The sequence below is a fragment of the Mycoplasmoides fastidiosum genome (assembly GCF_024498275.1).
Lineage (GTDB): Bacteria > Bacillota_I > Bacilli_A > Mycoplasmatales > Mycoplasmoidaceae > Mycoplasma_N > Mycoplasma_N fastidiosum.
The window spans coordinates 560,162-583,511 of record NZ_CP101809.1 but is presented as its reverse complement, the minus strand read 5'-3'; the positions used below and the strand labels follow the sequence as shown (position 1 = coordinate 583,511).

Here is a 23,350-nt window from a genome sequence, read left to right as displayed (position 1 = left end):
TTAAAATAAATAAAAAATATGAATTTATAAGTGTATTAATTAGATTCGTTTATTGTTAAATCAATTTTTAAATAACTATTTTAGTGCAAGAACAATATATTTTGTTTCATCACTAAATCCTGAATGGATCTAATTAATTTTTCATAGATATTTAAACAATTATTTTTTAGGTGAACAAGTATGAAAAAATATTCTTTTTTAAAAAATTTTCCATTTTCATTTTTGGAACTGCATTAGTTACTTCATCTTTTAGTTTAATTAAAAATGTAAGTAGTAATTTTGATAATTCAGAACAGAATTCAATTGATTTAAATTTTACTAATTTAAATTCAAAAAGAAAAAAATATGGATTCTGAATCTGTAGCTTTAACAACTTATAAAAAAAGAAATTTTGTAGCCTTGAATATTGCCAATGCTTATAATTGGGGTTCAACTAAAATGTCATCAACTCATTTTGAAACCTCGCTCTTGCTTTATTGTGACAATTCAATAGAATGCGGTGGTGGAGTTGATATTAGCAGTCTTGCTAGAGGTGGTGAAAGTGGTCTTGGTCGGATTGGCGGAGGCGGAGGTGGCTGAAGTGGTTCTGGTCGGGGTGGCAATGTTAGCAGAGGTGGTTCGGGTTGAAGCAGTTCTGGTCGGAGCGGCGGAAGTAATCTTGGTAGAGTTGGTGGAAGCAGTTCTGCTCGAGGCAGCAATGTTAGCAGAGGTGGTTCAGGAGGCAATAGTCTTGGCCAAGGCGGTAATCGAATTGGTAAGGGTAGTGGAAGTAGCAGAAGTTTAAAAGGCGGTCGAAACAGCCCTAGTCGAAGCAATAATAATTACAAAACAAGTGAGGAAAGATATCCTAACAGAACTGAAGATCATGTAAGAATAGAATCTGAAGCTTTAAGAATAAAAGCTGAACTTAAAGAAATAGGTAGACAAGCATGAAATTATGGGAAATCAATGGCAGGAAATTTTGAAGATCTTAGAAAATTAATACCAGAAATTACCCTTCAAAAATTCTTAAGAGATGATCAAAATAGAAATCGAATAATTTCATATTTTGATCACTATATTAACCAATTAGAAGCAGATAAATCAAAAATAGAAGCAAGAATTTCAAAAAGTAGACGCCCAGTTACTAATATGGTTAATTGAATTTACATCATGGATACAGAAAAATTAAAAGATTTATTTGGTAATCCTGGTGAAGGAATGTTAATAGTAATATATGACATGCTTTCTAATTTAAAAGAATTTAAAAATAATTTAATTAAGTTTGGATCATCAAAATCAGAAACATCATTAATTAGAAAGATTTTAGAAAATTGATGAAATTTTTTAAAATTAGAAAAAATAGCATCTGAAACAATAGCAATATCTAGTCCTAAAGAAATAAAAGAAAGTTTTTATTTAAAAGCTTTTGCTTAAAAAACATTTCAAGACCATAATTAAATATATGTAATAATCTTTTATAGAAAATTTAATTTACTTTTTTATTTTATTTCATAAAAAACCCGTTCATTGTTTTTAAGACAATGAACGGGTTTTAATTATTTTAAATAATGAATAAAACTAACGCAATTTAATGAATTTGTTTAATAATAAATTATCACTGTATGGTTGAATTGGATAAACGTATTTTTGATTAATTAAAATTTCAGTTGGGTTTTTAAAATGCGAATAACTGTTTTCTGAGGGAAAAGCAAATCCAAGTAATGAATTAATTTCCTGGTTTAGTTTAGCTGATTCTTCATTTGTTAATTCTCGAGCATAATCAACTGCAAATTTAGTGAAAGCAAAATTAGTGTTATATTGACTTTGTCCTTTTCCTGTTTTCATAAATGTTCCTAAATTAGCTCAATCTTTGTTTTTAGCATTTTTAAATTGCTCAAAACTAATAGATTCTTCTTCTGTTTTGATTGAGAAAACTTCTGAAGATTTACTAAATTTTGTTGCAAATTTAGTGAATTCTGGATATTGAGTTGCTTTTTGTTTGATCTCATTATCACTGCTTTTATCGGCATCAGCAAAAATAGCCATTGAATTAAATAAAGTATTAATTCGGTTTGGATAAGTGATTAATTCTAAAAAACCACCATAACTATCTAGATCATATCCCCAACCAAAAATGGTGGTTGCATTTTTGTTAGAAAAGAAAACATTCAGTGATTCTTCAACAAATGGCTCAATTTTAAAATTTAAATGTTCTGGGTCTAATGAATTTAAAACATTTAAAGCATTTGTATTAGCATTTCTGCGCTGAGCACTAGTTGATCGTGATCCTTCAGTAAAAGTTACTTCAATTTTTTGGTTCTTATTACCAGTAATTTTTTTCGCTAAACCACTATCACCATAAAATTTAGCTAATAATGTCTTCATTTCTTCTTTTAATTTTTCAAACTGTGGAGTTTGGAAGCCAATGTTATTTTGGTTTTGATTTTTTTGTCAATGTTCTTGATCTTGAGCTAGTGTTTTACTAATTTTTTCACCTTGAGCGTTATAAAAGAAAAACTCATTTTGATTTTCAAAATCAATTAAACGTTTTTTAGAACTGGTTTCAGCATCTTTACCATTAATTAATCCATCTGGTCGAGCTAATCCGCCTCAAAATACTTTTCTGCTATCTGCTACAGTTGTAAAACCATAATAATTGATTGCTTGAGAAAGAATCGAACGGAAAAGATATCCATCACCAACTCAATAATGTTTAGTTAAATCTTGATCACCAGCTTCCATTTCTTTAATGGTTTTTCCCCACATCATTAAAGCAAAAGCATCATTGAAATTGTAATTAACTGGAGTGTTGCCTTGATTAGGTGATGGGTAGATATTGGGTTGTCAACCAATTGTAATTCCAACATCGTTATAATCTGGTGTTCTTCGGTAATTTAAATTAAATTTTTCGGGATTGCGTTGAACACTTAGTTTTTGTTGGTCGGTTAAATTTTGAAAATTCGTAGTGAAACTAATTCCATCTTGATAAGAAGCGAATTCAGCATTATAAAAAGCTAACCGATCGCTTCCATCATATTCTGTGGTAATGGTTTCAATTGTTTTTGGATCATTAACCCATGCTGAATCATAAAAGTTTGGGTTTTTTTGATAAATTTTAAATTGTAAATCAGATCGACTTACATAATATTTCCCAGCTGATAACATGTCAGAAATATTCGCACCGTATCAATAATAACCACTATCAGCTGCTTCTTGGGTTAAACCTTGAGGATTTTTTTGGGGATTATTATCCCGAATGTATTCAGTTGGTGCAGCAGAAAAGAAAGCAGTATTAAGCAGAACTTTGTCAGTAAAATTTTCAAAATTAGCTTGAGTGTTATTAGATTTTGCTTCAAAAGTTATCGCATCTTGACTAACACCTTGTGCATCAGTGATTTTAGATAAGAAATGTTTTTTGTCTTTTAGTTTATCAGCGTCAACATCAAATAAACTTATTAAATATTCATTAGTGAATAATGATGATGTAGAAAAACGGTTTTCTGAATTTAGTTGGTTTTTAAAAACTTCATTAATCATTTGATTATCAATTTTTTCAGATCCACCATGAGAACGACGGTAAGTAGTGTCAGTTAAAGCTGTGCGTAAATATTTAGTATAAAAATCTTCTGCAGTTACTTTATATTTAGTTTTATTACCTTTAGCATCAGATCAGTAAACATTATCTCTAATAACTACTTGTAATTTAGTTGCGGTTTTTAAAGCATCACGAAAATTTTTGCTATTAAGTGAGCGCGGATTATTTGATAATAATTTTTTAACTCCCGCATAAATAAGATCATCTTCTTCATGATCAGTTTCATCATTATCAAAAACTTCTGGTTCAGTCTGATCTTTTTTAGTGATATAAATTGCACTTCCCAGATCAAAACCAATTTTGTAACGACTATATTGATTATCAATAATTTTGCCATCAACATCCATTTTGGTTTCTCCTGAATATTGATATTCAATTAGGTTATTACTGATTAATCCACTATACTCTGTCACAGTAGTGTCAACAGTGTAATCATAAGTAAAAGGATTATTATGAATTTGAGAAGTAGATTTATTATCTTTATAATAAACTTCCTTTCTAGCATATGGGAGTTGTTGTGAAGAACATGCTGCCATTAAAACTCCGGCTGTCATGGATAACACTGAACTCAATGGTATTAATCATGTTTTTTTAATTTTAGAAAAATTGGGTTTCATTGTGAGTTATTTCTTATAAATTTAATGTGATAAAAATTTTTATTAATACTTAATAATAAAATTGTTATTAGTTTTGTTATGTAATTATTTTTTCTTTTTTGAAAAAGAGAAAAGATTTGAAAAATAAACCTCCTGAAAATTACTAATAATTATTTTGCGTAAATGTCACAAAATTTAAAAAATTAAAAATAAAAAACCTATTCTTTCCTGAAACGAAAAAATAGGTTTTGTTTTAAACTTTCAAAGTTGAAAAATGCGTTTATTTTCTAGAAAAAAATGCAAGACCTATCATTTCTGATTAGAGTTAATCAAAAACGTTTTTGCTTCATTTTGGCTAGGGTTAAACGGTTATAAGACATTTAATTTTTCAAATTAATAAAAATAATTTAGCCTAGTATAACAAAAATTTAAATTTTTGTTATAAAAAAATATTTTTAATTACAAAATAAAAAAGTTATTAAAAATTATTTAGTTCAACGCTTAATTTGTTCGTCGGTTCCAAACAAGAAATGATCGGGTTCAATTTCTTGATAGTTAACAATATTAGGAAATTTTTGTTCTTTTAAATAAGCAGTGTCAACTTGTGAATTGACAAATGCTTGGTTTGCATTAGACATTTTTGGAATTGCATCAAATAAATTTTTGGTATAAGGATGCAATGGTTTTTCATAAATTTTTTTGGTTTGACCATATTCCACAATTCGACCTAAATGCATAATCAAAATTTTATCAGCAATATATTCCACCATTGACAAATCATGGGCAATAAAAATAATTCCGATGTTCTTTTTAATCCCCAACTCTTTTAGTAAGTTAACAATTTGGGCTTGAATAGAAATATCTAATGAGGCAATTGGCTCATCAGCAACAATTAATTTTGGTTCAGTAATTAAAGCTCGAGCAATCACAATTCGCTGGCGTTGTCCTCCCGAAAAAGCGTGGGGATATCGGTAAGCAAATTGGCGCAATAAACCCACATCAGCTAAAGCATTATAAATTTTTTTACGTAAAATAATGCCTGAACAAATGGAGCGACTTAAAACTTTTAGTTTAAATTTATGGTGTAATTTATCAAAAATTTTTATAACTTTAACTAAAGTTTCATGTTTTTTAAATTCAGTATGATTTTTAAAAAAATGTTTTAATAAAAAACGATACAAAGTCTTGGTTGGACTACCGTACAAAAATTTAACTTCATCAAAAGTCTTTTTTAAAATTTTAGTTTCGATTTGAAAATTAGTGAATGATTCTTGTTTTTTATTTACTTTAGATTTATAATCATCCAAAATAATTTCAATTTGACTGGAATTAAAGTTTTCTTCAGTCATTTTTTGTTTAGCTCAAACTAAAAATTCTTTATGCCGTAAATCAAAAAGTTTAAGAATCCGGGCTTGGGTTTCTAAAGTTTTAGTTTTTCATTCTTCTTCGAGTTGAATTAATCTGGTATAACGTTCTTTTTTACCAATGTTATATTTCTCTAACATGGATTCGAATTCAGTTTGATCCAAACTAGCTGCAGCCACTCGCTTTTCAAGTAATTGATTCAATTTTGCTAAATAATCTTTAGAATCAGTTTTGGATGATGAAGTTTTTAAATTATTAATTTTTGTTTTTAAAATTTTAATTTTTTTGAAAGCTTTATTTTGTTCATATTTAGCATGTTCATAAAACTTTTCGGTTTCTAATTGAAAATCATGTTTAATTTTTTCAATGAATTTTCGGCTAAAATTAGGATCATCTGGATTTAAATCATGTTTAAAATTAACAATAAAATCTTTGGCAGCTTGAGTTAAATAATTAGCAAAATCTTTAATTTGATTAGTATCAGAGTACACTAAAATATCATTTTGCTTTAAATAAAATTTAACTCATCCTAAATTAATTTGTAATGCTTTAGCGCAAATATTATTTACCGTTGAAATTAAACGGTGCTGAGCTCAAATTTTTTTATCAGAAGCTGCTAAAGCTGATTGAAAATTGATTTGTGCTTGGTATTTAAATTGATGTCTAAATGCTTGCAATAAATTTAAGTTGGTTCAAATTCTTTCATTCAGTTCTTTTGAAAATACACTTAAATCTTTTTTAGCTTGTTTTAACAAGTATTCTTCACTAAGAATATCATTAGCTTTTTTTAATGTTTCAATTTCCAAATCCACTGCATGTACATGGGTGCTAAAAGATTGGGGAGTGTCATCGCGAAAGGCTTTTTGTTTTTGAAAATAAAACTGGTATAAATCTTCGTATTTTTCGTACTGATAACCGATTGATTCAGCTTCTAAATTATTATTGTTTTCATAAAAACTATAATAAGCATTAAAAGCATCATCAACTTTGTCATATTCATCAAAAGTTAAATTAGTTAATTTTTCTTCTCAACCATTTAAACCTTTAGCCGATAATTTTAAGTTATTTTCAAGAATGTCAATAATGGTTTCATAATATTTAGTTTGAAAATCATAACGATACTCGTACTGAACATCATGTAAATCTTTCAAGATATCTTTGACACTATTTTTCAATAAACCATTAACAACTAATGGTTCTTTTAAAATTGCAAAAACATTTTTTTGCGGATTCAATGAAGAATGCGGATCTTGAAAGATCATTTGCATATTTTTTCGCAAAAATTTGTTTCGTTCCCGACTGATTTTTAGTCCAGATACAATTTTGTCATCTAAAGAAACAAATCCTGAATAATCATCATGTAATCGAACTAAACAGCTGCCAACCGTAGTTTTACCACTGCCAGATTCACCAATTAAACCAACAATTTCTCGTTCCTTAACATTAAAACTAACATCATTAACCGCATGTTTAACCTGAAACCGATTAATAAAAAATTTAGAAAGATTTTCAACTTGTAAAATGATTTTTTTATGATTCATTGAAGACCTTTCTAAAAGATTCTAAACGAGCTTTTAAATTACTATTTAATTCAATTTTTGGAGCATCGGGATGTAATAACCAAGTTGCTGCAGCATGAGTTTGACTAACCTGAATTAATGGGGGTTCTTTAACAAAATCCAATTCTAAAGCATATTCATTCCGCTGCGCAAAAGGATCGCCAGCTGGTAAGTTCAACATATCAGGTGGAGTTCCTTTAATGGTATATAGTCTTTCTTCTTTATTTTCAGGAATTGAATTAATTAAGGCTCAAGTATACGGGTGTAAAGCGTTGGTAAAAATATCTTTTCTTGTGCCGCGTTCAACCACTTTTCCCGCATACATCACATAAATATAGTCGCAGAATTTTGCTACTACAGAAATATTGTGGGAAATAAAAATAATTGCAATTTTATATTTTTTTCGAATTGTATCCAACAAAGATAAAACTGAAGCTTGAATTGTTGGGTCTAAAGCTGTTGTTGGCTCATCCGCAATAATTAATTCAGGATTTAAAGCAACAACCATGGCAATTACCACTCGTTGACGCATTCCCCCACTAAAAGTATCAGGATAAGCATTTAAACCCTTACGGGCATCGTGAATTCCAAAAGTTTCTAATAAACCAACTAAATAATTAATTTTTTCATCTGTTGTTTTGAAGCGCGGATCATTTTTTAAACAGTCTAATAATTGTTTGCCCACAGTTCTAGTTGGGTTTAAAGCAGTTAAAGGATCTTGAGGAATGTAACCAATTTTTTTACCCCGAATTGATAATCAATCTTTATTTTTTTTGAAATTTAATAAGTTGACATCAGATAATTGCGCCAAATCAGCGCTGGAGATGGCATTATCATTCACTCCTAAAAAAGCTTTAGAAGTAACTGTTTTGCCACTTCCTGATTCACCCACTAATCCAACAATTTTACCTCTTGGAATATCCAAATCCACTCCTCGAATAATGTGGATATATTGTTTAGTATTATGCGCTAAAAAAGAAATATTTAAATTACGAACTGTTAAAACTTGATCAGGATTAACTGAAAATTTTTGAGCATTCATTTTAAAAGTTGGCTCAATTAAATTCGCATTCATAATTCGTTTTTTATATGATCAATCTTGGTATTTTTTGCTTAAAGCTCTAAATGAAAAATCAGTTTTCAACTTTAATAAAACTGTTTTCGAATTTTGCAAAATTAAGCGAGATCATTCGTTGTTATTTGAAGGATTTTTATTCATAAAATGTTCCTAAATTTTAATTTTAGGATCCATTGCATCATGGATATTAATAGATAATAAGCGCAAAGAAACTGTTAAAGAAATTAAAATAATAGAAGGAAGCATTACTGCTCAAATATTATTATCAATTTGTTGTCGACCATCATTTAACACTAGTCCTAAGTTTGGTGATGTAGTTGGTCCTGAAACTAAAATTCCTAAGAATGCTAATCCAGTTAAAATAGTAAAACCAACAACTAAACTACCCATGAAAGACATTAATAATTTACCTAAAACTTGTGGTAATGCTTCGAAAAAAATAATTCGGAATTTAGAAGATCCAACAGTTTTAGAAGCATTTAAAAAATCACGATCTTTAATTGTCATCATAAAGAACCGAGCACCATAAACTGGTCCTGATCAGTTAATTAAAACTAAAATAATTCCTAGAGAAACTAAATCGCGCCCCATAATTCCCACCAAAATAATGATCATTAAAAATGAAGGAATGGAGTCAAAAATTTCTAAAACTCGGGTGAAAAAGGTGTCAATTCATTTACCTGCATGATAACCAAGAATCGCACCAACAAAAGTTCCAATAATAAAAGTAGCGACCGCATAAACTAAAGCTAAAAGTAAAGCATCTCTAGTTCCTTGTCATGATAATAATCATAAATCACGACCATATAAATCAGTTCCTAATATAGTTGTGATGTTAACTGATCCACCATTAGCAACAGTAGCTCCGTTAATCGCTGCAATTAATTCATAAGGTCTGTAAGTCACAACATAACTATTTCCCACTTGCAGTTTATCAATAATAATATTTAATCCACTATTATCATGATATCCTTGAATGATGTCAAAATCCACACTATTAAAAGTATTTTCTTTGACATCAATATATCATGGTGGTAAATCTTTTAGTCATGTTAATGAAATTATATCAATAGGTTGTACAGCTGAAAAAGGTGATAAAACAGGCACAATAAAAGCCATTAAAATAACTCCAATAACAACTGCTAAAGCCATTCAAGTTACTTTTTGTTTAAACAACCGTTTTTGAAAATCGCGGTAAAAATTAGAAGGTTTACCAATCAAACCGACATTAAAACTTTGCCGATTGTTGAAATTTAGTAATTTAACTTCATGGGATAATAAATTATATTTTCGGTTAAACTCTTCGCGGTTGAATTTTGTTCGTTCCATATCAATATTATCCTTTAATTTTATTAACTTTTAAAGATGGTAAAGTTTTTTTAGGAAAAAATCCTCAACGTCGTAAACTACCTAACCCCATTTTAAAACGAACTGATCAACGAGATTTTCGACCCAATCTTACTCGAGGGTCAAAAATGGTTAAAATAACATCAACTAAAATGCTCACTCCTAGTGATAAAGTACCAAAAAACAATAGCACAAACATGATAACGTTTATTTCCCCACTTTGTTGCGCATCTAAGATGGCACTGGCACTACCTGGTACTCCGAAGAAACGTTCAAGAAAAACAGTTCCATAAAGTAAACTAAAAAAGGATCTTAAAATTGTGTCCATAATTGGTAAAGAAGCATTTCGTAAAACATGTTTTTTAAACACTTCGAAAGGAGATAAGCCTTTTGTTCGGGCAATCAAAACTTGGTTAGAAGTTAAAACTTGTACCATTTGATTACGAGTAATAACAGTGTATCCAGATAAAGAAGTTATAGTGAAAACAAAAATTGGGGTAATTAATGAAAGTAAAGTTCGATCAAAACCAACTCCTGCTTCTGGGCGTGGATTAATGAAAGAATAAGGTAATCCCACATATTTATAAGCAAATACAACAGTTAACGGAACAAATACCACTGTAGGAATTGCGGAGATAAAAGTTGTGACCCCATTAATTACACGGTCCACTAATTTACCTTTTTTATAAGCTGAAATTGTGCCTAGAGTCACCCCAAAAATAGCACTAATTACAAAAGATGGAAAAGTAATTAATAAAGTTCAACGTAATGGTTCAAAAATACTTCCAGGAATTCTAAGTTGAGCAACATAAACTCGTCCTAAATTACCGTGAAATAAACCACTGAAATAAATAAAAAACCGGACAATCGGTGCGCGATCAAAGCCGTTTTCGGTTAATTGCTTACTAATAAGATCACTCAGGTTTTGACCTCGAGGTGGAGTAATCGCACCGTCCTGAGTGAAAGGATTGCGGCCAAAAGTTGCTTGAATTAGATAAACAACTAACATTGCAAAAAAGATGGTGACTACTAACAAACCGATTCTTTTGAAAATGTAATTAATCATTTCAAGTCTCCTTTCTTTTGTGGAAAATAAAATATTAGTAATATACTAAAACAAAATAAGCCTTGTTTTATATTTAAGACTTATTTTGTTTTTTTAATAAATAAAAATCTTTTTACTCTTTAATCACAATTTTAATTAAAAATTAGTTAATTTTTGATTAAAATTCAAGGATTTGGATAATTCAAAAGTTTATTTAATAATGCGAATATACCGATGGGATAAACTATCAGAATTAACTGAGATTGGAATTTCATAATGGGGATTTACTAATCGGGGTACTGCATTTCTAATAATTTGATAACTATCACTTGAATTTAAGGCAAAACCCATCAAGGAAGTGATTTCATAATTTAAGTCAGCTAATTCTTGATTATTTAAAGTAGTTATATAACTTAAAGCAAATCGGGATAAAGCCAATGAAGCATTGTATTTACTATTTTGATCTTTCTTCATAAAATTCAGTGGATCAAATCAATCTTTATTAGTGCCTTTTTTCATCTCTTCTCAAGATTTGGCTTCAGCATTAGGAGTTTTAGAAAAAACGATATCAGAATTTTTAAAAGCCTTTGCTAATTTGCGAATTGCTTTAAATTTTTCTGTTCCATTAGCTTTTCCAGAAGAAGTTGAATCATCAGCAAAATGAAACAAGGAACTAAATCATAACATTGGTCCAGAAGGAGATAAAAATGCTCCTAAAAATCCTGCGTAAGAATTTACATCATAATTTCAACTAATTATTGTTTGTGGACTTTTACCATTAAGTAAACTATCAAATCTTTCTTGAGTCCACTCGCCCACACGAACATCAAGTCGATTATCTAAGTTAGTTAAAACTTGAATTGCATTTTCAGTAGCTAATTTACGATTCGCTGAAGTATTAACGTAACGATAATTAAAAGTTATTTGAATTTTTTCGTTTGGATTAACTAGTTTTGATTTTCCATTAGAACCAGCTTCTGTAGATTTTTGTTCGTTATAAAACTTATCTAATAATCTTTTAGTTTCTGTTTTTAAAGCCTCATAGTTGGCTGATTGGTATCCAATTTTTTGATTGTTCGTATGATCTAAAGAATGCTGTCTATCTTGCTCTAAAGTTTTTTCAAATTTTTGATTACCATCAGCCCCTCCATAAAAGAAGAAACCAAATTGACGCGGATCATCGGCTAAATGTTTAATTGAAGCATTGGCTTGATCGCTACCACCAAGCAGAGCATCTGGTCGAGCAAGGCTATTCCAGTGAGAAAGTTGATTACCAATTTCATTAGTAAAAACATAATAATTAAAGGCTGAGGAAAGAATTGATCGAAGAATATATCCGTCCCCAGTTCAAAAATGTTGGTTAGACATTGAAATTTTGCCAGCTTCAATATCTTTAATTGTTCCACCATACATTAATAATGCAAACGCATCATTAAATTCATAATTTAATTTATTAACACTTGGATCTTGGTAATTTGAATAAAGATTAGGTCTTCATGTGATAGTTCCCGCACCAATATCGTTATAGTCAGGAACTTGAATATAAGATACATTGAACAATTCGGGATGATCTTTAATGCTACTTAAAACTTCAGTTTGTTGGGTTGATGATAAAGAATTAAAAGAAATATTAGGAATTTGATGACTTTTATATAATTCAAAATTTTGATTTCGAAAACTTGTGGCCTCACTATTGTCATATTCATAGACAATGCTACGCACAGAATTATCATCTTGAACTCATTTTTGGTCAAAATAATAAGGATTCATTTTGTAAGACAAGCGGGTTTCGCTGACTTCATCCAAGATATATGGTCCAGCATATAACATATCTTGGGGATTAGCCCCGTATCAATAATAACCAACTTCTGCTGCTAAATCTGTTACATCTTGGGGATTTCGACTTTGATTTGCCTTAATAAAATCAGTTGGTGCTGGAGTAAAATAACTACCAGCAAGAATAATTTTTTCAATAAAATTATCGAAAAAAACCGGAACTTTATTTTCACCATTACCAGCTGAACTATTAGTGCTTGTTAATGCTTCAAAGGTAATTGCTTGTTGATTCGTATCTTTAACTGAAGTTAAAAAAGTTTCTTTTTTAGTTAGTTTTTCAGCATTAATCCCAAACAATTCCAACAGATATTCATTACTATAGTCTGTAGAAGTCAAAAATGGATTTGATCTAAGATGTAAATTATTTTGATATGTTACATTATTAGCATAATCATCAGCTTTTTCAGAACCACCATGAGAACGACGATAAGGCGCATTCAACATTACTGTTCGCATGTATTTAGTATAAAAATCTTCTAGTTTAACTTCATATTCAGTTTTCTCACCTTTAGAATTAGTTCAATAAATGTCTTTTTTTAAGGTAAATTGAACTTTTTTAGCATCTTTTAAAGCTTGTTTAAAAGCCAAGCTATTCAATGATTTAGGTGAACTAGAAGTTTGTCTCATTACTCCAACTTGAAGATTATCAGGCTCACTACCATCTGTTGAATCATCATCAAACACTACAACAGTATCATCATTCTTTGTGACATAAATTGCTTCAGCCAATGCAAAAGCAATTTTATATGTTGCTTTGGCTTCTTCTACAGGTTTACCTGTTGAATCCAGTTTCGGTTGTCCGGAATATTGATATTCAATTAAATTAGGAGCAATATTGCTGAAATTTTTTCCTCCTGCGTCTTTTGTGTAATCATATTGAAAATTTCTTATTTGAATTTTTTGACCAGCCAAATTCTGCTTGACATAAAATTCATTACGCATATATGGCAATGTTTGAGAAGAACAAGCAGATAATAATGCGCCTGTAGTCATTGCAAAAACTGGACCTAAAGCAAATAGGCGTTTAGTGGTTTTTGATGAAGTATTTAATTTCATATTTTTTTAATCCCTTAATTAATTTTTAGAACAAAAATTGCCTTGTCACGACCCAACAATAAAAACGCAGAAATTGCCAACAAAATAATAAAAAAACCTATTTATTTAACTAAAAATTAAATAAATAGGTTTTGAAATTACAAATTTCGAAAATTAATTGATTTTTAAAAATAACTTTTCAAGAATTTTATTTTTAAGTTAAATGCTATTTCAACTCATTAAATAATTTCAAAACCAAAACCTCACTATAGCCAGTGGCCATAGTATTTTGGATTTTCAAGAATTTAATAAATTTCATTAAGAACATTTTAATTTTTGAACTATAAAAAATAATTTATACTTGATCATATCATAAAAATCAAGTTTTTTTTTTTTTTTACATGAGAAAACACAATGTGCACAAGCAATATTAAGATCAATAAAACAAAAAACAAACTAAGAATGAATTCAGTCTTAGTTTGTTTTTTATAATAATTAATAAGGATTGGAAAAAATTATTTTGCCATTAAGCGTCTTTTAAAATGCGAACATACCGGTATGATGATCTGTCACCATTTACATCAACAGGAATTTCATAATGACGATTCACTAAACGTGGTACTGCATTTCTAGTGATTTGATATCCATTAGCTGCATTCAAAGCATAACCCATTAATGAAGTAATTTCGTAGTTTAAATCAGCCAATTCTTGGTTAGATAAGTTATTTGCATAAGTTAAAGCAAATCGGGTTAATGCTACTGCTGGATTGTATTTACTATTAGCATCTTTTCGCATGAAATTTTGAAAACCATACCAATCTTTATTGGTTCCGTTTTTCATTTCTTCTCAAGTTTTAGATTCTGCACCAGTTTCTTTAGAGAAAACAACCTCAGAAGCTTTAAACGCTTTTGCTAATTTACGAATTTCTTTAAAATTCTCTTGAGGACCTGCAACTCCTGCATCACTTGATGAACTAGTAGTTTCATCTGCAAAGTGGAATAAAGAAGTAAATCATGAATACTGACGTTCAGGGTATAAAAATGCTCCTAAGAAGCCCGCATAAGCAATTACATCATAACCTCAACCGTTCCATGTGTGCGGACTTTTAGCATTAGTTAAAGCATCAAATCGTTCTTGGGTTCAATCTGCAACACGAATATCAAGACGGGGATCTAAACTGTTTAAAACTTTAACCGCATTTTCAGTTGCTGATTTACGGTTAGCTGTTGTTGCAGAAGAACGAGTGTTAAATGTTAATTGAATTTTTTGATGTTTATTATTTGTTAATTTAGCAATACCAGTACCAGTTGTATTACCGGTTGTTACCCCATAGAATTTATCCAATAAACGTTTTGTTTCTGCTTTTAGTTGTTCATAATTACTTGCTTGGTATCTAACTTCTTGATTATTGGTATTGTCTACAGAATGTTTTTGGTCAGCTGCTAAAGTTTTTTCAAATTTTGTTTTGTTATCTGCTCCGCCATAAAAGAAGAAACCAGTTTGTCGTACATCATCAGATAAATGCTTAAATGTAGCAGTAGTAGATTGATCAGACCCACCAAGCGGAGTATCTGGTCGAGCAAGAGTGCTTCAATGTGATAATTCACTACCAATTTCAGTAGCAAAAGCGTAATAGTTAAAGGCGGAAGAAAGAATTGATCGGAAAATATATCCGTCCCCAGTTCAATAATGTTTGCTAGAAGTTGCAACTTTTCCAGCCTCAATATCAGCAATGGTGTTATCATACATTAATAGTGCAAAAGCATCATTAAAAGCATATTCTGATCGTTGTACAAGTGGATTTTGATAATCTCCGTAAAGAATTGGTCTTCACGTAACAGCTAAACTGTTAAAACCACTATAATCAGGTGTCACTGTATATGATAAATTAAATAATTCGGGATTAGTTCTAACACTATTTAAAACTTCGGCTTGTTGAGTTTGTGATAAATTATTATAGCTAATCGTAGGAGTTTGTCCGGTTTTGTATAATTCAAAATTTTGGCTTCGAAAACTTGTGGCATCAGTTCCATCATTTTCAGAAACCACACTACGTACAGAACTATCATCATTAACTCACTCTTGATCAAAATAATGCGGATTCATTTTGTAAATAAATCGATTTTGGTTTGATTCGGTCACAAAATAAGGTCCAGCATACAACATTTCTTCAAATTTAGCGCCATATCAATAATAGCCAATTTCTGCTGCTAATCCTGATACATTAGCCGGATTTCTGCTTTGGTTGGCTTTAATAAAATCAGTGGGCGCTGGAGTAAAGTAGTTGCCTGTAAGAATAATTTTATCCATAAAAGTATCAAAAAATACTTGTCTTTGAGTTGAACTTGGGTTACTTGAAGTTCCACTTGTGCTGGTTGAAGCTTGTGGAGTTAAAGCTTCAAAGGTCACTGCTTGTTCACCAGTGCTGCTAACTGTAGTTAAAAAACTGTCTTTTTTAGTTAGTTTTGCTCCATCCACGCCAAAAAGATAAATTAAATATTCGTTACCAAAATCAGTTGAAGCAATAAATGGATTTGTATTAGGTTCTAAATTTTCTCGATAAGTCACATTATTCGCATGATCATCAGCTTCTTTGGAACCACCATGAGCATGACGATATCCGACATTTTGCATAACTGTTCGAGCATATTTAGTGAAAAAATCTTCTGGTTTTAGTTGGTATGAAGTTTTTTCACCCTTACCATCGGCTCAGTAAATACCTTCTTTTACAGTAAATTGGACTTTAGTTGCTTTTCTTAAAGCTTCATAAAAAGCGGGACTATTAACTGAATTAGATTGGGTAGAAGTTTCTCTCATCATCCCAATTTGAATTCCATCTGGTTCTACACCATCAACCGCATCACTATCAAATACTTCTACTTTACCACCTTCAGTGGTCACATGAATTGCTTTAGCCAATGCAAAAGCAATTTTGTATTTTGCATTAGTTTGGGGTGTAGGTTTTCCTTCAGCATCTAATCCAAAGTGGCCAGAATATTTGTATTCAATTAAATGCGGGGTAATGTTACTAAAGGCTTTATTTTGAGCACTTTTTGTGTAGTCCCAGTCAAAAGCTCTTGTTTTGACTTCAGCTGGATTAGAATTAACTTTATAATAAAATTCATTCCGCAAATGGGGCAATGTTGTAGAAGAACAAGCGGATAATAATGCCCCTGTAGTCATGGCAAAAACTGGTCCTAAAGCAAATAATCTTTTAGTGGCTTTTTTGAATTATTCAGTCTCATATTTTTCGAACCTCGTGGTTAATTATTTAGAAACAAACATTGTTTTATAGTTAGATAATAAAAATACAAACCCTTCAAATAAAGCAAGAAAAAACCTATTTATCGAACTAAAAATTAGTGAATAAATAGGTTTTGAAATTACGAATTTTGAAGAATAATTAATTTTTAAAAAATTAATAAGTTTTTAAAAATTTTATTATTTGAGTTAAGCTCTGCTTCAATTTTTTAAATAATTTCAAAACCAAAATATTATTATTGCCAGAGGCCATAATATCTTGAATTTTCAAACATTTAACAAATTGAATTGATAACATCTTGAGTTTAGATTTTTTGAACTATAAAAAAATAATTTGTAAATAATTTTACCACAAAACTCAATGAAAAAAATAAATATCAACTCTTATTAAACAAAACAAAATAAACTCCAATATTAATTAGAGCTTATTTTGTTTTTATGGATTGAAATTAGCAAAATTGCAGTTATTTAAGCGTCTTTTTCAATTCGAGCATATCGAGATGATGGTGCATCACCATTAACACCAACAGGTAGTTTATAATGTCGGTTAATCAATAATGGTACTGGGTCTCTAGCAATTTGATAAGCAGCAGTTGAATTTAAAGCAATTCCCATTAATGAAGTAATTTCATAGTTTAAATCAGCTAATTCTTGATTAGTTAAACCATTTGCATAAGCCAAAGCAAATCGGGCTAAGGCAACTGTTGGATTGTAATCACTATTTGGTTCTTTTTTCATAAAAGTTAAAGGACGGTCTCAATCTTTATTAGTTCCTTTTTTCATTTCTTCTCAAGTTTTAGCGCCAGAAGCAAAGACTAGACTAGAATTTTTAAATGCATTTGCCAGTTTACGAATTTCTTTAAAATGATCTTTATGACTGGCAATTCCTGGATTAGTTGAAGAACCAGTTGTTTCATCTGCAAAATGGAATAAGGAAGTGAATCATAAATATCTGCGGGAAGGATATAAAAATCCGCCTAAAAATCCTGCATAAGAATTTACATCATAATATCAACCAACTGGTGTATGTGGACTTTTAGCGTTAATTAAACCATCCAGCCGTTCTTGGCTTCAATCAGCAGTATTAATTTCCAGACGCGGATCTAAACTTTTTAAAACATTAATTGCGTTTCCAGTTGCTGATTTACGATTAGCTGTTGTTGCAGATGAGCGAGTGAAAAATGTTAATTTTACTTTTTGATGCGGATCACTAGGCAATTGAGCAATTCCAGTTCCCTTTGGATTAGCCTCTGTTACCCCATAGAATTTATCTAATAAACGTTTGGTTTCTTGTTTTAGTTGATCAAAATTATTAGACTGATATCGAACCCCTTGACTAGTTGTATTAGCAATCGAATGTTGTTGGTCAGCTGCTAAAGTTTTCTCAAATTTTTGATTACCATTTGCTCCGCCATAAAAGAAGAATCCAAATTGACGCGGATCATGAGCTAAATTTTTTAATTCAGCACTTGCTTGATCTTTGCCCCCAAGTGGAGTATCTGGTCGGGCTAAACTGCTTCAATGGGTTAATTCTTTTCCTAGTTCATTAGTGAAAGCATAATAGTTGAAAGCTGAAGAAAGAATGGACCGTAAAGTATAACCATCACCAGTTCAAAAATGTTGACTAGTTGTTGGAACTTTACCGGCTTCAATATCTGCAATAGTATTACCATACATTAGTAATGCAAAAGCATCATTAAAAGCGTATTCTGCTTTTCGAACAATCGGATCTTGATAGTTCGCGTAAAGATTAGATCTTCATGTTAAAGTTCCGCCAGAAAAACCTTGATAATCTGGAGAGACATTATAGGATAAATTGAATAATTTCGAACCACTTTTAACACTATTTAAAACTTCAGTTTGTTGAAGTTCAGATAAAGAAATGAAAGAAATACTTGGAATTTGACCACTTTTGTATAACTCAAAATTTTGAGTACGAAAACTTTGAGCCTCACTACCATCATTTTCAGACACAATACTTCGAATGGAACTGTCATCTTTAACCCATTCTTGATCGAAATAATGCGGATTCATTTTTAATGCAGTTCGAATATGGCTTGATTCAGTTATCACATAAGGTCCAGCATATAACATATCCTCAAATTTAGCGCCATATCAATAATAACCAATTTCTGCTGCTAAACCAGTTACATCACCTGGATTTCTGCTTTGATTAGCTTTAATGAAATCCGTTGGTGCTGGATTAAAATAGTCGCCCGCAAGAATAATTTTGTCCATAAAATTATCAAAAAAGATTTGTCTTGGTTGTTCATTAGCACTAATTTGAATTTGACTGGAATTAGTTGCAGTTTGAGCAGCAGCTTCAAAAGTAATTGCTTGTTCGCCACTGGCAACCGGAGTCAAAAAACTTTCTTTTTTAGTTAGTTTTTGAGCATCAATCCCAAATAAATCAATTAGATATTCGTTACTGTAATATGTTGTTGGTAAAAACGGATTGGAATTAGGTTCTAACAAATCTTTATAAGTCACTTCATTAGCATAATCATCAGCTTTTTTAGAACCACCATGAGCATGACGATAATCCACATTTAACATTACTGTTCGGGCGTATTTAGTGAAATAATCTTCTGGTTTTAATTGATACTCAGTTTTTTCACCCTTATTATTAACCCAATAAATACCTTCTTTCAAAGTAAATTGCACTTTTTTAGCAGCTCTTAAAGCCTCTTTGAAAGCTGGACTGTTAAGTGAATTGGGTTGATTAGAAAGTTGTACTGTCATTCCAACTTGAATATCATCTGGTCGCTCTCCAGCTGTGGCATCATCACTATCAAATACGACTACTTTTTCTTGACCATTTTCTTCTACGGTCACATGAACCGCTTTAGCTGCAGCAAAAGTAATTTTATATTTAGCATTAGATTCAGGTGTGGGTTTTCCTTCACTATTTAAAGTAAAATCGCCAGAATATTGATATTCAATTAAGTTGGGTGTGATATTACTATATGACTTACCTGCAGCAACTTTTGTGTAGTCTCAATCAAAAGCTCTTGTTTTAACTTTGGTCGGATCAGAATTGACTTTGAAGTAGTATTCATTACGCAAATATGGTAGTGTAGTTGTTGAACAAGCTGATAATAATGTAGCTGCAGTCATTGCAAAAACGGGTCCTAAAGCAAATAGGCGTCTACTTGCTTTTTGGGAACTACTTAGTTTCATAATTTGAGAACCTCTTGATTAATTTAAAAAAACATTGTTTCATAGTTGAATAATAAAAATTCAAGAAATCTTCAAAAAGGGAATAAAAAAACCTATTTATTTAACTAAAAATAGTAAATAAATAGGTTTTGAGATTATTAAATTTGAAGAATAATCAATTTTTTAAAAAATTATTATTTAAATTAAATTCTGCTTCAATTTTTTAAATAATTTCAAAACCAAAATATTATTATGGTCAGTGACAATAATATCTTGGGTTTTCAAAGATTTATTAAATTGAATTGAGAACATTTTGAATTTAAATTTTTGAACTACAAAAAATAATTTGTAATTAATCTTATCACAAATACGTATTTCAGAAACAAAAAATAAAATATTATTTTTTGGTATTTTTCAAACATGATATGTGCAAAAATATTGTTATAAAAAGGCTAATTTTGCTCATATTAATATCAAATTTGTTGATGATTTTTAATTTAATTAAAATTATTTTTTATTTCTTTGTCATAGATAAATTAACAAATAAATTTTCTAATTAAATGAGATTAATTGTTAATAATTTATTTGTATTTACACTAAAAAATAAATAATATTTCTCAAAATTTATTTTATTTTAAATTTGTTGATTTTAATTTTATATATTTTAATCTTGCTTTTTTTTCTGTTATTTTATCCACTGCTGCAAGTTTTTTAATAATTTCATTTTCTTCTTTTTCAGAAATTGAACTTCCTAATTTAATTTTTGTTTTTGCTTTATGTTCAAGTTTTCTTATAGATTTTAAAAATAATGCTTTAGCTAAAATAGATGCAGCTGCCGCACAACAGTATTCTTCATCCGCTTTTGATATAAGTTCAAAATTTTTTGGATCAAGAATTGATCAAAGTGAATAATTGGATATATTGTAAGAAAATTTATTTTTTTTATTTTTTTACTAAAATCATTTCAATATTTTAAAAAAATATCTTTATTTACAAAACTATCAATAATTTTTGGGCTAGAATCAAAAATGTTTTTCGTTATGCTAGAAGATAATTTGGAATTCAATTGACCTCAAACTACTAAATGAAAATAGACAAGTACTTTATCAATATTTCCAAATCGTTGATAAAACTTGTTATAAATTTCTGGTCTAATTGAATAAGATGTAAACTGATTAGCCAAAATTTTTTTAATTTCGCGAGCTAATTTTGGAATTTTAGCATCATCAATTTTTTTCGAATCTTTAACTCCTCTTTTTATCAGTTCTTCCTTTATTTCTTTACTTTTGAGAAAACAAACTGACACTGTGATGCTGCCAAAAGAATCACTTTTACCACTTTCATCATTTCCTGCACAAATATAAATTTGATTAATGTTTTCTATTTTAGTGAACTCATTAGTTTCGTTTGATTTTTTATTAATATTAGGTGTTAACTTTGGCTTTTTAAAATAAATTGCAAAAAAATTAGCAGGCAAAAATTTAGAAACTTCTTCAAAAGAAGATTCTTTAATAATATTTGAAATAGATAATTTCAATCTTTTTTACTGTTTTTAGAAAACATTAAACATATTTTTTTATTTTAAAACAGTGAATAATTCCTATATTTGGTTTGTTCTTTTTTAGTGATTGTATCTACTAATCCTTTTTTCTTAAAAAAATTAACAAGTTCTTGTCATTCTTCTTCGGAAATAATAGTTGATCTTTTTCTTTTTGGTGGAAATTTTTGAAATGAACTGTCACTCATAAATTTGTTTTAATTCCTTAATTCTTTTTTTAAAAATACTGGTCAATTATTTACTTTCAAAGATAAATGGTTTGATTTTTAATCATCAATTTTTTATTTTGTTGGTGTTTTGAAAGCAAATTTCATGTAGTTAAATTTAGCTTCTTCAGGTGATTTAATGTTTTTTACTTTCATAATTTGTTCAATAACTAAATCATAATAAATCTTGGTAAAATTAGCACCTAATTTAATATTACAATTCAGTTCTTTACAAGCATTTTCAATTGATTTTACAAATCTATCACGCGCCAAAATCGATGCACACGCTACTGATAAATATTTATCTTCAGCTTTAGCCACTAATTTAAAATCTTTAGCATCTAAAATTGGGGCGAAGGTAAATTCCCCTACTGAATCATAATGTCTGCCAGTTTGGGGATCCAGTGGAAATTTATTTTTGATTTTCTTAAAGTAATCTTCTAATAAATTCGCATCAGTAATAAAGCCATCAATAATTTTTTCAGCCTGATCAAACCCATCCGAATTTTTGTGTTCTCACACATATTTTTCTTTTAAACGAATTCAAGCAATTCAGTAAAGATAAGTTAGTACCACATTTTGATTTTCAAAAATAAGATAATACTGGTTATATAGCTTAGGCGGTACTGATATGATTACAAAACGGCCTTCAAGAATCTTTTGAATTTCTTCAGCAAGAATACAAATTTTTTCTGGACTAAGTTTTTTAGAATCTTGAATTTTATTTTCTAAATCAGTTAATTTTTTTTGGGTTTCATCATCCAGATAACAAACAGCAATCGTTAAGTTACCAAAATAATCCCCTTTTCCACTTTCATCTCCACCCGCAAAAGTAATTAATTTGCTTTCTGTTTTAGTTTGCGTTGCTTTCTTAGCCGATGTTGAGCTAGATGAATTATTTGTTTTATCAGTTACAGCTGATACACTTTTTTTTATATCGTTTTTATCGACATCAAAATAAGTTTTTAAAATTTCATCAGATAAAACTTGATAAAGTTTTTGCAAACCCATTTCTTCTTTTGCATTTTGAATAGAAAACGATCTTTTCTTCTTTTTTCTAAGATAGAAAATTAAATGCATTTTCCCAATTTTAAATCACTCTGAAATATTATCCATTTTCTTAGCCTTAGTAAGATTTGGATTTTTACTATCATAGTATTTTATTAATTGATGGGAATTAAATAAGCTGATTAAATTCTCATAATCTGCTTCAGAATTTAAAACGATTGTTTTATTTCCCGCAGAAGAAAACAACGATTTAAATTTTTTAAAATGTTGGTTGTTCATAAAATATTAAATTTAAATAATTATTATTAATATAAATATTTTGTAACTAATTAACTGCTCCTTATTTTCGAATTATTAAACATAAAAGATAAAAACACAATCAATTACCATTAGATGTGAAAAATTTATTAATTTTTTGCATCAAGTTTTCTGCTGATCGGTAACAATTTGTCTAATTCTATCGGTCACATAAAGAAATTGAATGCAGTTTCGCACGTCTTTATCAACAGAATTAGGGGATTGTCTTTGGGCCAGCAAGAAATTAGTATTTTTGGTTTGAATTCGGTTACTAAAAAACAATTAATAAATTTTTAACGAATAAAATTAAGTCTAATTTTGATCTTAAAAAGAAATTGTTTTTTCCAAAAATCGGTAACAAAAAATACCGTCGTAATCAATCTTAATCAAAAAACATAAAAATTAATGATTTTTATTGGAAT

Annotated in this window: 11 protein-coding genes and 1 pseudogene; 1 reads left to right on the top strand and 11 read right to left on the bottom strand. The window is 29.5% G+C overall.

Going from position 1 to position 23,350, the window contains the following annotated elements; genetic code table 4:
- Positions 1-345 precede the first annotated feature (345 nt).
- Entirely contained in the window at positions 346-1,416 is a 1,071-nt protein-coding gene (locus NPA10_RS01835) for a hypothetical protein (RefSeq protein WP_256547830.1), read from the top strand.
- A gap of 144 nt (positions 1,417-1,560) precedes the next feature.
- Here the strand turns inward: NPA10_RS01835 and NPA10_RS01830 are convergent, their stop codons facing one another.
- From NPA10_RS01830 to NPA10_RS01785, 11 genes and pseudogenes are all read right to left on the bottom strand, one after another.
- A complete protein-coding gene (locus NPA10_RS01830) occupies positions 1,561-4,194 on the bottom strand; it encodes an OppA family ABC transporter substrate-binding lipoprotein (protein ID WP_256547829.1) in 2,634 nt (877 codons plus the stop codon).
- A gap of 464 nt (positions 4,195-4,658) precedes the next feature.
- The gene (locus NPA10_RS01825) at positions 4,659-7,079 is read right to left on the bottom strand and encodes an ATP-binding cassette domain-containing protein (RefSeq protein ID WP_256547828.1); all 2,421 of its coding nucleotides are present in this window, start codon (positions 7,077-7,079) and stop codon (positions 4,659-4,661) included.
- Positions 7,069-8,139 (bottom strand): ABC transporter ATP-binding protein, encoded by a 1,071-nt coding sequence (locus NPA10_RS01820; RefSeq protein WP_256547861.1) that lies wholly within the window; start codon positions 8,137-8,139, stop codon positions 7,069-7,071. Before NPA10_RS01820 ends, NPA10_RS01825 begins: the two co-directional genes overlap by 11 nt.
- 186 nt (positions 8,140-8,325) lie before the next feature.
- The gene (locus tag NPA10_RS01815) at positions 8,326-9,504 is read right to left on the bottom strand and encodes an ABC transporter permease (RefSeq protein ID WP_256547827.1); all 1,179 of its coding nucleotides are present in this window, start codon (positions 9,502-9,504) and stop codon (positions 8,326-8,328) included.
- Between the two features lie 7 nt (positions 9,505-9,511).
- Positions 9,512-10,588 (bottom strand): ABC transporter permease, encoded by a 1,077-nt coding sequence (locus tag NPA10_RS01810; RefSeq protein WP_256547826.1) that lies wholly within the window; start codon positions 10,586-10,588, stop codon positions 9,512-9,514.
- Between the two features lie 189 nt (positions 10,589-10,777).
- A complete protein-coding gene (locus NPA10_RS01805) occupies positions 10,778-13,459 on the bottom strand; it encodes an OppA family ABC transporter substrate-binding lipoprotein (RefSeq protein ID WP_256547825.1) in 2,682 nt (893 codons plus the stop codon).
- Positions 13,460-13,964: 505 nt separating this feature from the next.
- Positions 13,965-16,655, bottom strand: a pseudogene (locus tag NPA10_RS01800) (OppA family ABC transporter substrate-binding lipoprotein); the annotation flags it as partial.
- Between the two features lie 513 nt (positions 16,656-17,168).
- Positions 17,169-19,880: an OppA family ABC transporter substrate-binding lipoprotein gene (locus NPA10_RS01795; RefSeq protein WP_256547823.1), complete on the bottom strand. Its 2,712-nt coding sequence runs from the start codon at positions 19,878-19,880 to the stop codon at positions 17,169-17,171.
- Positions 19,881-20,488: 608 nt separating this feature from the next.
- On the bottom strand, positions 20,489-20,680 hold the full coding sequence (locus NPA10_RS04405; RefSeq protein WP_416388926.1) for a hypothetical protein: 192 nt from the start codon (positions 20,678-20,680) through the stop codon (positions 20,489-20,491).
- A complete protein-coding gene (locus tag NPA10_RS01790) occupies positions 20,677-21,396 on the bottom strand; it encodes a ribonuclease H family protein (protein WP_256547822.1) in 720 nt (239 codons plus the stop codon). Before NPA10_RS01790 ends, NPA10_RS04405 begins: the two co-directional genes overlap by 4 nt.
- 302 nt (positions 21,397-21,698) lie before the next feature.
- Entirely contained in the window at positions 21,699-22,910 is a 1,212-nt protein-coding gene (locus NPA10_RS01785) for a ribonuclease H family protein (RefSeq protein WP_256547821.1), read from the bottom strand.
- Between the last annotated feature and the right edge of the window lie 440 nt (positions 22,911-23,350).